7 protein-coding genes are annotated in these 14,188 nt (G+C 51.1%); all 7 read right to left on the bottom strand.

Going from position 1 to position 14,188, the window contains the following annotated elements; translation table 11 throughout:
- Positions 1 to 14: 14 nt before the first annotated feature.
- Positions 15 to 3,671 (bottom strand): hypothetical protein, encoded by a 3,657-nt coding sequence (locus KK083_RS20240; protein WP_254167014.1) that lies wholly within the window; start codon positions 3,669 to 3,671, stop codon positions 15 to 17.
- A 704-nt stretch (positions 3,672 to 4,375) separates the two neighbouring features.
- The gene (locus KK083_RS20235; RefSeq protein ID WP_254167012.1) at positions 4,376 to 5,521 is read right to left on the bottom strand and encodes a hypothetical protein; all 1,146 of its coding nucleotides are present in this window, start codon (positions 5,519 to 5,521) and stop codon (positions 4,376 to 4,378) included.
- 163 nt (positions 5,522 to 5,684) lie between these two features.
- Complete coding sequence (locus KK083_RS20230; protein WP_254167010.1) at positions 5,685 to 6,719, bottom strand: PepSY-associated TM helix domain-containing protein; 1,035 nt, start codon at positions 6,717 to 6,719, stop codon at positions 5,685 to 5,687.
- 10 nt (positions 6,720 to 6,729) lie between these two features.
- Positions 6,730 to 9,069 carry a TonB-dependent receptor gene (locus tag KK083_RS20225; RefSeq protein ID WP_254167008.1) on the bottom strand — a complete coding sequence of 780 codons (2,340 nt, stop codon included), beginning with the start codon at positions 9,067 to 9,069 and terminating at the stop codon, positions 6,730 to 6,732.
- Between the two features lie 431 nt (positions 9,070 to 9,500).
- On the bottom strand, positions 9,501 to 12,179 hold the full coding sequence (locus tag KK083_RS20220; protein ID WP_254167006.1) for an ABC transporter permease: 2,679 nt from the start codon (positions 12,177 to 12,179) through the stop codon (positions 9,501 to 9,503).
- A gap of 6 nt (positions 12,180 to 12,185) precedes the next feature.
- A complete protein-coding gene (locus KK083_RS20215) occupies positions 12,186 to 12,527 on the bottom strand; it encodes a PadR family transcriptional regulator (protein ID WP_254167004.1) in 342 nt (113 codons plus the stop codon).
- 324 nt (positions 12,528 to 12,851) lie between these two features.
- On the bottom strand, positions 12,852 to 13,991 hold the full coding sequence (locus KK083_RS20210; protein WP_254167002.1) for an AEC family transporter: 1,140 nt from the start codon (positions 13,989 to 13,991) through the stop codon (positions 12,852 to 12,854).
- Between the last annotated feature and the right edge of the window lie 197 nt (positions 13,992 to 14,188).

The following is a 14,188-nucleotide window of genomic DNA, read 5'->3' as shown; positions in this document are numbered from 1 at the left end:
ATAGTTTTACGGCCTTATTCATTGGATGTATTGTTATAAAAATGATACTTCTGTTCTGTCACAATATTCTGCTTGTCGTCACGCACCCGCAACAGCCTGCCCAGGTTGTCATACTCATAGCTGGTAGTGATGTTGTTGTGATCGGTCATCGTCTTCACGGTATTGTACAGCGTGTTGTAGGTGATGGTTGTCAGCTGCGATCCTTTCGGATAAACCCTGATCTCATCGAGCCGTGTGCCGGCCGTGATGTTGCGGGTAAAAGGTAATTCACCGCTGTAAACCCACTGGTTGTTGTTCCAGTACCAGTACGACAGCACAAGGCCGGTAGTGGATACAGGATTGAAAGCCTGCGTGGTGATGGTATAAGTGCCGCTGTTCAGAAAGCGCTCGCCGGTCCTGGCCGCTCCTGCTACGCCATCTTCCTCAAAGCTTGTATGAAAGACATCCGCGGCAGCAGCACCTGAAATTTTTGCGATCACCCGCGTTGCGCTGTGCCCCCACTTGTAGCTGATCTTTGGCTGGTTGGTGGTCTGCACTTCTGAAACATTGGCGCTCGCGTCATAGGTGAGCGTGGCCTTGAGCTTGTAATCCGCCGAGGGTATAAGCTGCGCTCCGTTATGTACCGGAGAAGCTTTCAGTATAGCGGATTCATACTGGTATACTTCCAGGGCCTGTCCCTTGTCATTGAGCTGGATCACCTGCCCATCGGTCAGCATGCCGTCAACGCTATTTTCCGTTTTTATAGGAACATTTACAATGTGTTTCTCCTGGAGGGCTGCCAGATTCTGAAACGCTGTGTAGTCGTCCACATACTTCATAGCGCTTTCCGCGTATCTTCCGTCGCTGCGTTGTGTTTTGATCCGCGATAACTGCGCATGGCCAGGATTGTCATAGAAAAATTCTCTTTTTGTGGTTACGGGATTCTGGCCGTTCTCGTCGTAGTTGGTTTCGGTGGAATAATCCATGTAGAACCAATAGGCGATGTTCCTGTACTCAATGGCATCGAGGTAGTCGAGTGCCATGGGTACCGCGACAGACTCGACGTTTTTTTGATAGCAGGGATGTTGGCTTGTCTCACGTATTCCGTTGATAGCGTTTGGAGCGATGCATTTAATTTTACCGTTTCCAAAAAAAGGAATCCCTCCAATAAGCCATATATGAAAATGATCTTCGTTCTCATTGAGGCACGTATATCTGCCATACGTTTTTGTCCTGTTCTCAGCGTTGCAGGGGATTGTTGACTCCATGGTGTATACCGGGTTGTATTTTTTTCGCACCACCAGGCCCTTGGTTTCTTTTTCATTCCGTATATCGGTAACGTAATGGTTGTCGATCTGTTTGATCAATACCAGCGATTTTCCGGAGCGTTTAAAATATTTCGCCGATTTCTCAAGCCCGTTGCTCCAACCCAGGTTGGTGTAAGGAGCGCTTAAGATGTCTTCATCACCCCAGACCTGGGCGCCTGGCGCATCGAACTGAACCATAAACTCATGCTCTTCGGCGCCGTAGGTGTGATTGCTTCCACGGCTTACTACCACATACTGGTAATAGACATTATTTCCGTTTACCGGATACAAAGTGCTCTGGCTGGAGGAATACAGGGTTCCGTAATAACAAAACTTCTGTCTATCAAAAGACCCATTTGTTCCCGTGCATTGAATCGTGGTCAGGATGGAGCTCCGGCCATAGTACTGCGGTATTGAACGTGCAACACCGGACGAACTTGTTCCTACCTTGGCATAGGTATAGTTCGTCTCTTCGAACTTTGAAGTTACCGGATCATAGTTTTTGATCTTCGAAACCCGCAGGCCACCGGTCTCAAGGTTCATCTGCATGGTCGAGGGCAGTTCATTTATATACGCCGAAGAAAGTATTCCTTTTACGATCCTTCCGGAAGCCATCAATATGATCCGGTACCGATGATCCTTTGCCAGTTTGATGTAAGCCGTTGCCACGGTGCCCAGTTGGATGTCGTAGTTGTTGTACACCGGATTGTCTGTGGTAATGTCTATCACAGATACCTGAACTTTATAGTGGGTCTGATCCTGGTCGTCATCACCTTCCTCGTAATTGGCATTGTGTATGGCACGCGTGGTGATCTGGATCTCTTGTTCGTAAATGTTGAGCAGATCCATGGATGTCATCACCTGGTGGTTGGACTGGGCGCTGATGGAGAGATCGATGGGCGTTGGCGGCGGGGTGACGGTTGCGTAATCCCAGTATGTATTAGGTTCGAAAAAGAGCTCCGATGATCCGCCGGTCGGATAGGTGATCTTTTTCAGCAAGCCTTTCGTGCTGAAAGCGCTGTTCGCTTCGCGGTTGCCACCGATATTTTCGAAAACCTTTCTTCCGTTCTGGTCTTCGATGCGCTGTTTGTCAACAGGCACAAAATAAGTATTGTGTGCACCGTTAAAATATCCCCAGTGATCCTGTGCGTATGACAGCCTTACCGGCAGGCCATTCATATCGTCATATTCAAAACCATGCGTTTTTTCAATGATACCAGTTTTACTCTTTTCGGAAAGTCCGGTCAGGAACATTCTGCGCGCCAGCTGCGGTTCATCATCGAGATTGGTGAGCTCATTGCCATAACCTGTTGCAGCCGTTGCAAAAGTATAACTGAACTGAAAGCTCTTCGCCAATGCGCCGCTATTGTCCTTAACCTTTATTTCGTTGAGCTTATAGTCGTCAAGGTCAAGCCGGTCTTTGGTGGCCAGAAATTCCACCTCACCAAAGTTGCTAGCATAGATCCTTTTCAGGCGAACACCCCTTACTAACAATACCGTCTTGCAGGTCTGCGTCTCAAACTCCGCACAACCGGAAGCCGAAGCTTCGCACCCGGCCTCTTCACCGATCTTCTTCATTACCGACTGGGTTATGGAAGCAGCGTAGTAGTATTCCACGGTATTGGTGCTGGTGGTGCCCTCGTATTCGAAGTGAATGACATCACCGGCGGGATGTTCAATACTGGTCAGGTACCATGAAGTTTCTTTCAGGTTGTCAAATGTTTTACCACAACCGATGCTGTATGATTTTGATCGTTCAGGCGCGCCAAAAGTATACTTGATGCCGTCGGGCGTGGTGATCATGAAATACCCGTTGGTGGGCGACGAGTCCATCACACGCTCAATTTTGATGTTCTGGTGAGGCATCACAATGGGTGTTCCCGAACGGTCATAGATGAACTTGCCGCTGTAGCCCATGAAGTTGAAGGCGTACAGGTCTGGCTCTGAATCAAACGAATCATTGTTACCTGCATACTCGAGGTACTTGATACCTTCAGGATTGGTCTGGCTGAAATTCTCAGGATAAGGCACCGGATCAGGCTGATCGGCTTCGTCCCTGATGGTGCGCGTAACAACACCACCTGCATTCAGCGACCACGCCATACCTACCCACGTTGCGATCTGATCTACCTTGATACCATTGGCATTGTAGCTCAATGATATCGGCACTGACAGGTACCGCGAAGTGAACGTATGAAGCGGGATCTCCACATTGGGAGTACCTGTTGACAGGCCCACCGGCACCAGCCCGTATTTTCCGAGCTCACTGGCCGTAGGCGATGGTGGAAGCATGTTGGCAGCGTGTTGAACAGGGTCTGTACCCTGCGCTTTCAGCGTACCAACTATGCAGCTGAGAGCGAGAAGAATAAAGCAATACTTAGACATACTAGTGGTTTCATAGCAGTGAACTTCACCAAAAAAAAGTGGTCACTGAAATTGGGGGATAAACTTACCAAGAAAACAAACGGCTTTCTCATTTAAGAGAAAATAAAAATACCGGATGCTGCAAACGTTGTAAAAACAGGCTTTTGTGAACTTGACTTCAAATTCAACCAGAGATGAACGGCACTCCCGCTGATCTCTCTGCCCGCATCTGTCCGAAATTTATTTTCTTCATCACGTCATAAAATTATTCTCCAGACACTGACAACTTTTGTCAATAAACGATCTGTGTCAGATTTTTTTTACTAAAGCGCAAAATCAAAATCCGCTAAGGCTTTGCTCCAATGATGACATTACATGTTAAATTCCATAACAGAAATACACACAAGTTTTTTTTGAATTTGCACTTGTAGAGCTCCGTAGGCAAACAATATCAATCTTGAAACAATAAATAATAGGATAGTCCATCCCCGGTCGAAAACGGTCAAAACGGTGGCAAACATTCTCTAAGGATTGCCTAAGGATTGCCTGAGGCTTAGCTGAGGATCAAAAAATCAAGTCCATGTGCGGCACACCCAGCCATGAGCCGGTTGTACCGAACAGCGCCGCATTACTGGCATTCGCGTTCCGGAATGGAATATTATGACCTGCAAAAAATCAATCCTCTGGAGAAGCTAAAACATAATAACACCACTGCCAGGTCTGCCCTACTCACCTATACCCTTGATCTTATACCATTGTCCACCACACTCCTTCACAACCGGATCATTATAAAAAGCCTCCAGTTCAAGCTTGCAGAAAACACGCTTTGTGTCGCCGGAGATCACGGCAATAGAGTGAAGCTCGAATTTTTCAAGTGCCTCGAAATCAAAAGAAAGAAATGAGCCTGGAAGCTGCCCGATGGATGACATGCCATTGACAGTGGTGATGTAATCTTCCTTACTGGTAGTAAAGTTGACAATGACTTCATCCGTTTTTGTATTGATAGTCCAGTGTGGATATTTGTTTGTGAAGGTAGCGCGGTAACCTGGCCTGTTCATACAAAAATCGAGGATCCTCTCTCCGTAATCCAGCTTTTGATACAGTCTCATGTCAACATAGGTAACGCCCATCACTGAATCCAGAACATCGGCAGACTCAAACATCACGGTGAATGATTTGTCATATTCTTCTATTACGGTATGCGTGCCATCCTGCTGTTTATTATTCCTGGCATGTTGATCAACGATTTGCAGGGCCCGCCGTTTAATCTTTGCAAAATTGTTACCCAGTTGCTTTCCGTCAAACCGGATCTGGTATGAGAGCTCCATGGGTGACAGGGGTAAGTTCAATTGATTAAAGTGATCGACCATCGAGTCGATCAGTACCTCCTGCGTTTTGATCAATTTATCAGACAGCTCCTGCTGCTTTTTATAATGCGCTGAATCGCTCCTCGACTTCTTTACCAGGCTTTGATTGACAACGGTAAAATTCGACTCTTCATTGGTGAAACGCGAGCGCAGCTCATTTACATAGTTCTTCCATTCCGCTGAATCCGCGGCGCGTTCACTGACATGGATCAGGGAATCCCTCGAATATCGTTGGGCGTCCTGCAGGTGCTGCAGCTCTTTCTCATCTTCGGCCGCATCGAGCTCCCACAACATCAAAACAAGGGTGATCACTACGAAGACAGAACTAATGATCTTTACGCGAATGGTACGTGCTTGTTGTAACTTCTCCTCCAGCCTGGTCCGCTTCTCTTCTTCCGTTTCATTTTCCGGGATCTTCGTTTTTGTTTTTGAAAACTCGCTCTCCCAAAGGCTTAGCAGTGTGATTGCCGTACTTGCAATGATTAAAATAACGCCTGAGATCATTTTTTGAATTTTGACACTGATGCAGATAGCCAGTCGTAGCTACCGTATAATAAACAAGCCCAGCGATCACATTCTTTCAGTGACCGGATGGGCTCCAGACTCTAATATAGAATTTTTAGGTTAACTACCAATACGCTGTGCTACAGTTCCAGTGGGAGCCAGATCACCTGCCCCGCTTGTTCCACCAGATCAAAAAACCTGTAATGGGCAGACTCAATGCAATGAGGCCGGCAAAGAACATGATGATCTTGCCGGGAATCCCGAGAATGCGGCCTGTGTGCAGCTCGTAGCTCGAGCCGAAGAAACGTTGCCAGAATGACTTTTGCTGATATAGTTCTGTCTTAAGCAGCTTGCCGGAATACCGATCGAACATGAAGCTGCTTTGTTTTCTGAAGCTGCTGGTGACGTAACGGACGCCGATGGTGATCACCCCGGTGCTGTCCTGCGGGAAGGTGACGCGCAGCACATCGATGGGCTCCTGGTGATCGATCTGATTTACTACATGGTCATAGATGCCGGCATCCGGCGCGCTGGCGGTGAACAGCGACTTCAGCTTAGGGCCTTTCTCTCCACCGCCACTGCTCATGCTGATACCTGTGATGGCAATGAGCAGCAATGGCAGCCATGCGTAAACACCGAGAATGCGATGCAGGTCATAGTTACGTTTCTTCGGCGCCAGTCCACGTTTGATGACCAGGTTCTGCTTCCACAGTTTGAACTTCGGCGGAAGCCACAACACCAGCCCGGATAACAGCATCACCAAAAAAATCCACACGTTCCACTGGATGATGTGCTCACCGATGTCGCCCAGCAGCAGCGTACGGTGAAAAGACAACACCAGCGAGAGCCAGTCTTTTTCGTTGTCGCGAACGCCGGTAATATTTCCGTTGTAAGGATTCACCGATACGATCTTTTTATCGCGGGTATAACAATGTACCGTGCGCGATGGGTCGCCATAGAACCGGATCTGGCTGAGCTTTGCTTTGGGGTTGTCAGCTTTCACCACATCGATGACCTGCTGCACACTGAGCCGCGGCTGGTCCTCTGCATTAACATAGAGCAGGTGATGCTGCGTGGCGTAACGGAGCTCGTCTTCAAAGGCCAGCACACATCCCGTAAGAGCAACAAAAAAAAGCAGGGTGCCGCAGGTAAAACCTAACCAGAGGTGTATGCGCAGGATCAGTTTGCGAACGGTCATAAAAGCAGGATCAGAACTTAAAGGTTACGTTGGCCGTGACCCGCAGCGGGTTCTGCGCCGCCAGCCTGTACGACCAGTATTTTTCGCTGGTAAGGTTATCGGCTTTGAGGCCGAGACGGTAGCGGGGCTGATCGTAGAACACGGAAGCATCGAGCACGGTGTATGACGGGATCATGAACGTAAATGTTTCTGTGTTGCTCTGATACGACTCGCTGCCATAGATGCCGCCGAAGCCGATACCCAGACCCTGTGCAGCACCGCGGCTGAAGCGATAGCTTACCCAGAGGTTGGCCATGCGCGGAGGGCCCGCCGTTGTAGGACGCAATCCTTCAACAGAAGGGTTGGCCCGCGTGTACCGGCTATCGTTGTAAACATACCCTGCCACGATGTTCAATCCCTGTACGGGGTTGGCGATCAGCTCGGCCTCGAAGCCCCTGCTGTGTTGTGTGCCATCCTGCAATGCGTAGTTGGGATGCTCGGGATCATCGCGTGTTACGTTGGTCACCTCAATGTTGTAGTAGCTGAACGTGGCGGTTACCATGCTCCAGTCTACCTTCACGCCACCTTCGAGCTGATTGGCCTGGTTAGGTTTAAAAGTGTTGCCATAAAAATCAGCGCCACTCACATTGCTGAAACCATTCATGTAGTTGGCGAAGATCGACACCTCGTCTTTGAGCACCTGGTATACCGCACCGAATTTGGGCGACAGCGCAGTCTGGTTGAAGTTACCGGCGATGGAGTCCAGGTTGGGATAGTAGGTGCCTTTGTTCATATAGCGGTCAACGCGCAGGCTCGCCATGACCAGTAACCGGTCAGTGATGTTGAGCACATCTGATACATAGGCGCTGTAGGTATTTTCGCGCACCGACACGAAGTTGGTGAAGGTGACCGATGCGAACATGGGCGATACTTTCTCGAGCGTGAAGTTGTTGTAGGCTTTACCAGGTTTTTTGAATTTGAGCGCGGGCATGTTCACGGATGCGTCGTTGCGGCTGCCGCGCAGGCTATAGATGTCAACACCGGCTACCACCCTGTTGCGCATGTTGCCGATCTTGAAGTCGCCAATAAAATTCTGCTGGAGGTCGGTTCCATAATAAGGGAACTCCTGGCTCGTTACCGTCTGCCGCAGCGTGCTGTCGGTAAGTATGGTAAGGGCTACCACATACCCGTCTGACGATGAGCGGGTGCGTGAGAGCACGGTCTGTGAGGTCCAGCTATCGGAGATCTTGTAGCGGGCCTGGCCGAAAATATTGTATTGCTGACTGGTGTAGGCAATGGTGTTGTTGGCGAATGACAGCTTGTAAGGCATGCCGAGGTCGCGCACGTTATGTTTGGTGCCATTAACGGAAGGCGCTACCCGCATGGGCGATGTTGCCTTGTAAGCGCTCATCTCAACATCGAGCATGAGCGTGAGCCTGTCGCTGGCGGCATAAGAAAAGCTTGGCGCGATGAGGAAGTTCCGGTTGAAGCCGGCGTCCTGGAAGCTGCGCTCACTGTGCAGCGCGCCGTTCACCCGCAGCAATGCTTTCTTGTCATCTGTAAGCGGTGAGTTCACGTCGAAGGTAAGGCGGTTCAGGTCCCAGCTTCCCGCCGAGTAAGACACCTCACCTTTAAAGGTATCGAAAGGTTTTTTGGTAACACGGTTGAACAAGCCGCCAAAGGACGAGAGCGTGCTGCCGAACAAAGTAGCGGAAGGGCCTTTGATCACTTCGATGCGTTCAAGATTAGCAGGATCAATGGTGGTGAAGGTGAAGCTACCCACGCCGTTGCGCACCAGTTGAGGTGTGGCAAAACCGCGGGAGATGTTGCTGGACCTTCCCTGGTTCCTCACCTCAGAGACGCCTGCGCCCGGCACGTTCTTGAAGGCGCTGTTATAATCCGTGACCACCTGCTCTTTCATCAGCTCCTTGCTCACCACCGTATATACCTGGGGGTTTTCCATGTTGCGAAGCGCCATCTTTGAAACATCGTCGCTTTCTTTTTTGGCGAACCGGTTGCCGCCACCGGTGATGGTTACTTCATCCAGCGTAAGCGAGCTCTCCTGCAGCGTTATGGTCAGCTGCGTCACATTACCCTGGGTGACGCTCACGGTCTGGCTTATTTTTTCAAAACCCATCATCGATACCTCCAGGTGATACTCGCCGGGGGCAATGTTCCTGAAATTAAACTCGCCACTGGTGCTGGTCTGCGTACCCTTCTGCAATTCCTGCAGGTACACCGATACCCCTGGAGCGGGCTGGCCATCGCTGGTCATGATCACGCCGCTGATTCCCGTACCCTTATCATTATGGGCAGCCGCAGAAACGGAGCTTGTGACAATAAATAGGGATAAAAGGAGGCTGAAAGCCAAAAAAACGGTGTTTTTGCTGCCAATCAGGGCAAACCAGGAGCTCATGGGGTGATACTTATTTGCTGTTATTGTTATTTAGATTGATTAAAAATAACCAATCCACGGCGCGAAAGTAATCAATTATTGCAAGGAGCAATGCCGGGGAGTGAGTTTATAGGTAAATTTTTATGGGTAGATAGGGGCGCGTATACCTTATGAAGGGTATGGTTATAAAGAGTCCACGGTCAACAGTCCACGGTCCACGGCATTTCCGGCCCGGGTTATTTTGACGTTCTCACACCACCACTGCCCCGCCGCACAAACCTTTGAGGGTTATACAAAGTGATGCGCTATTTTAAAATAAGCACTGCCTTTTGAAAAGCCCTCAAAGGGTTGGTTCTCCCCAAAGCCGGATGACGATCTTCGAGGGAGACGTGCTGTGGACTGTGGACTCACCCATCACTCTTCAGCACCTTAACAGGATTGCTCCTCGACGCGCGCAGTGTTTGCGAGCCAATGGTCAGCAACCCCAGCGCCAGCAGGATGAGCACCGATACGAACACCGTTCCGAAACCGAAGTCCACACGGTTGGGCAGCTTCTGCAGCCACAGGTTGTTGACGGCGTAGCTGAGCGGTGCGCCGATGAATATAGCAATGGCAAGGATCTTCAGGAACGTTCGCGAGAGCAGCAGCGCAATGCCGAGATCGCCCGCGCCCAGCACCTTGCGGATGCCTACCTCCTTCTTGCGTGTTTCGGCAGCATAGGTGGTCATGCCCAGCAGTCCGAGGCAGGCAATAACAATGGCGAGGAAAGCGATGAAGCCAAGGATGGTGACCACATCCAGGAAGCCCCGGTATACAGACGCAAGCTGGTCATCGTAGAACTCGTATTTGAAAGCATGCACCGGGTCCACACGCTTCCAGGCCTTCTCCAGTTGCTGCACCGTGCCGGACAGATCACCCTGGGCGATCTTAACATTCACAAAGCTGAAGCTGGAAGGGTTGTTGCGAATGGCCAGCGGGCCAATACCGTCACCGTTGGCCGGTGTGGTAAAGCGAAAATCTTTGATGACGCCGATCACCCTTAACGTTGATCCGCCCCACCCCGGGTCGAGCACCTGCCCTACCATTTCGTTTGGATTCGTATAACCCAATGCTTTCACCGCTGCCTCGTTCACCAGGATAAAATCTCCCGCGGCAGTGTCTTCGGCTGGCAGGTTCTCTCCGGCAACGATGCTGATCCCGAGGTTGCCTGTAAAATGTTCATCGGTTTGCAGCACGCCGAACTTTTTATATTCATCTTCCGTGCCGGCGATCCGGATGCTCATGCCGTTCTCGGTGCCCGTGGAAGGAACGATGTCTGACGCCGACACGTCTACCACCCCCGGCACCATCGCGAAAGCGTTTGCCACCTTATGATGATCGTTGCCCTGCAGCGGAATGTTCACCACGTTCTCTGCGCTGAACCCATACTCAAATTCGAGGTAATGCCTGAACTGGTTATAGATAAGAATGGCAGTGGTGATAAAGAACAGGGAGATCACAAACTGCGAAACGCTCAGCACCTTGCGCAGCCCCATTTTTCCTGACCGCGAGCCCTCGCTGTTCTTCAGCGCTTTCACGGGCTGTGCCTTCGAGAGGTGCAGCGCAGGGTAAATGCCCGCGAGCATACCGACGAACAACGCGAATGCTACAAAGACCAGGTACACCGGCACGTTGCCTTGCAGATCGAAGTTCAGGTACTGGTTGATCCAGAGCCCTGTCACGGCCGGCCTCATGAACACGATCAGCAACGTGGCCAGCACCAAAGCCAGCAGCGCCGTGAGCACCGATTCGCTCAGGAACTGATACACGAGGTTGCTGCGATAAGCACCGGTCACCTTGCGCACGCCGATCTCTTTAGCCCTGCTCAACGCGCGGGCTGTTGACAGGTTGGTATAGTTAAGGCAAGCCGAGATCATCACCACCGCCGCCAGGAACCACAGGAAATAATACACCATCATGGGCAGGCGCTGTGTAGGCTCGTTGCTCACCAGTATACCCGGTGTGATGCCGGTAAGCTTTTGGGCCGACAGCTTAAAACCCTTCAGGCCATCGAGGTTTTCTTTTTTGCGCCAGGTGAGGTCGGTCAGCGCAGCCTCCAGGTCTTCTGCACTTTTGTTTGCCGCTAGCACCACGTATGTGTAGCTGCTGTAGTTGAACTTCCAGTCATCCCTGAGGTCTGCCAGCTTTTTGGAGTCATACAGCACCTTCATGGAAGATGACGATACCAGCACATCAAACTTCAGGTGCGACTTGTATGGCACATCAGCGATGACACCCGTAACGGTGAAGCTGCCCCACGGTGTGGCCTCACCGCCTTCTCCATCCCCTACGTTGGGCAACCCACGGTTGGTGAAGTCAACGGTCTTGCCTACCGGATCGTCATCACCAAACAGCTGACGTGCATACGCGGCGGTGATCACCATGCTGTTGGGCGCCGACAAGGCAACATTCTTATTTCCTTTGGCGAGCGCATAGCCGAACACGCGGAAAAAGGATGCGTCGGCGAAGTAGCCGCGCATCTGTACCACACGCTGGTTGTACGTTGCATCGCCGCCTACACCGCGGGTGAGCTGGGTTACTTCTTCCACGGCCGGGTAGTTGGTTATTAATGCCATGGGCAGTGGAAAAGGTGTTGTGGCTGAGGGTGCTTTGGAATGCTCGCGGTCAGAAAGAATGCGATAGATGCGTTCCTTCTTTTCATGGAACTGATCGTAACTTTTCTGCTCGGCCAGCATCAGCACGATGAGCATGCAGAGCGACATGGCCACAGCGAGCCCGAACACATTGATAAAGGAGAACACCTTATACTTGAGGATGTTCCTGACACCTACCTTGAAATAATTTCTGAACATGGTGAATTGGTTGAATGAATGAGATGGTTGCATGGGGCGGATGATCGACGGCCTGAAGAGCAGCACAACGTCGAAGACAAATTGCCAGTCGGCCTTTCTTTTGCCCGACGTCATGAGCCTTTCGCGGTACAGCTCCACGAGGTCGCCCTCGATGTAGTTACGAAGCTCCGGGTGACAGAACCACCGGAAGAATCGGAGAAAGGACCTCGGGGGTGATTGGTCTGTTCTTTTCATACGCGGCTACCCAACAGTTTTTAATTCCAGCGCGATCCTGGGAATGGCATCCCAGAGCGTATTGCGTGTGCTGCGGGTATATTCCATGGCTTTCTTTCCATACGCCGTGATGGTAAAGTAACGTTTGGGCCGCCCTGCCCGCTCCTGCGTGGATTCACCTTCGCGCGACTTCAGGTATCCCTTCTCCTCCAACCGCTTCAGCGCCGACTGCAACGCACCCACACTCACCTTGCGCGAAAGTCTTTTTTCAATTTCTTTCTTGATGGAAATACCGTAAGCTTCGTTGTACAGGATGCCCACCGTGAGCATCACCACCTCTTCGAACTCACCTAACTGATATTTCTTCATAGGGCAAATAATTAATTCCTAAATGTAGTATTAATAATCATGCCAGTGTGGAAAACAGTACCAGGCGGATGAAAAAGCGTGCTGTGTTATTTCGGATTGTTCAGAACTGAACAGAAATGCGGACAGGTCAGTCGACAGCCCACGGTCCACAGCAGTACGGCGTGGGTCTCTGGGTGACTGGTTCGAGAGAGAAACCCTTCCAGGTTATGCAAGTGCAGCAAAGCTCTATAGAGCGGTGCTTCTTGAAAAGCGCTGGAAGGGTTGTTAGGAAGTTCGAAGGGGAAATGCTGTGGTCTGTCGTCTGTGGACCGTGGACTAATCTCCTTACGACGCCTGTTTCTCCGCCCCTATCTCCGGCATCTCTATAGGATCAGCCTTATAAACCGACAAGAGCTTCGACGAGAACAGCACGATGCCGGCAGCGGCCAGGAGGAAAAGGCCGGAGCACATGAACACGGGTGTGGTCTTCGCAAACACATCGCCGGAGGCATAGATGATCATGATCAGGATCACGGAAAATGGCATGGAGCAGGCCAGCACGTTCATGGCAAAATCCTGGTCGAACGTTCTGATCCGCTTCTCCCCCGGCAATTTGTTCTCGATCTGTCCAACGGCTGCCATATGCGCGTATGGCCAGAAGCTACAGGCACTCTGTGGAAAAACGATCATGAGCAAAATGGTAGGGATGTCTGTTACGGGAAAGAACAGCAGCACCAGTCCGCTGAGACCGAAGGCGATGCCTGACCGGAAGAAAAGGAACGAAAAGATGGTGCGCACCTGGTCCCACGTAAGGCGTATGGACAGGCCGATGAACAGCAGGATCAGCGGTGTCATCATGATGCTGAGGCGATCGATGCTGAGCGTGAGCGCTTCGGGGAACGCCTTGTAGTTAAGCCCCAGGGAGAGCATGACGATGGCCACCACGATCACGATGTTCACAGGCTCATTCACCATGGCCATCAGCAGATCTTTGATCTTGGTCTTACCACCGGGCGCATTTTCACGATTCACTTCGTAGTACCACTTCATGGCAATGGTGTAGGAAATGATCAGCACAAAGATCTTGTTGCCCACGTCGGCAAGCGCGGCCATGGCGAGCGGTCCCTGCCCACTGTATTCCATAATGAAAGGAAAGCACGACAACCCGGGCGCAAGGGACGGTATCAGCATGATCAGTGTACGGTACTGGTTCACCGGTATGTTGAAGATCGGTTGCAGCGGCAGCCTGTCCATCAGCAGGTGCATGATGATGTTGAATCCGAGCGACATCACGGGAATGATGATCAGGTCTGACTCAAAATCGATCTGCAGCAGCGCGATCAGGATCGTAGCCGGAAGCGCAAGGCTCAGGATCAGGGTCTTTATTCCCTCCCGCTGATCTTTACCTGCGATCTTTTTCCGGAAGAGGTAGCCGATCAGTATGAGCAGCAGCAGTGATATTGTTTTTGTAATGGCTGAGGTCATGGATAGATTTGAGATATGAGACTTGAGAGGGAAAGAGTCCACGGTCGACAGACCACAGTCCACGGCCGGACCGGGTTTAGTCGTCGGACCACCACCCTGGCGCATTCCAGCGTCTGCCCCCTACCATCACCGGCAGTGGACCGTCGCCATTGGACCGGGGGCCCCTCAAACAAGCAAGATCGGAGTGAATGAATTGA

Origin of the sequence: Chryseosolibacter histidinae, assembly GCF_018598225.1 — a bacterium.
In the GTDB taxonomy this organism is placed as follows: domain Bacteria; phylum Bacteroidota; class Bacteroidia; order Cytophagales; family Cyclobacteriaceae; genus Chryseosolibacter; species Chryseosolibacter histidini.
Note: the sequence above shows the minus strand (reverse complement) of the source record. Positions and strands in the feature narration are given on the sequence as shown.

Coding starts and splice junctions, on each gene's coding strand:
- KK083_RS20220 (WP_254167006.1), bottom strand. CDS start 12,179: ATGAAAAGAACAGACCAATCACCCCCGAGGTCCTTTCTCCGATTCTTC.
- KK083_RS20210 (WP_254167002.1), bottom strand. CDS start 13,991: ATGACCTCAGCCATTACAAAAACAATATCACTGCTGCTGCTCATACTG.
- KK083_RS20240 (WP_254167014.1), bottom strand. CDS start 3,671: ATGTCTAAGTATTGCTTTATTCTTCTCGCTCTCAGCTGCATAGTTGGT.
- KK083_RS20215 (WP_254167004.1), bottom strand. CDS start 12,527: ATGAAGAAATATCAGTTAGGTGAGTTCGAAGAGGTGGTGATGCTCACG.
- KK083_RS20235 (WP_254167012.1), bottom strand. CDS start 5,521: ATGATCTCAGGCGTTATTTTAATCATTGCAAGTACGGCAATCACACTG.
- KK083_RS20230 (WP_254167010.1), bottom strand. CDS start 6,719: ATGACCGTTCGCAAACTGATCCTGCGCATACACCTCTGGTTAGGTTTT.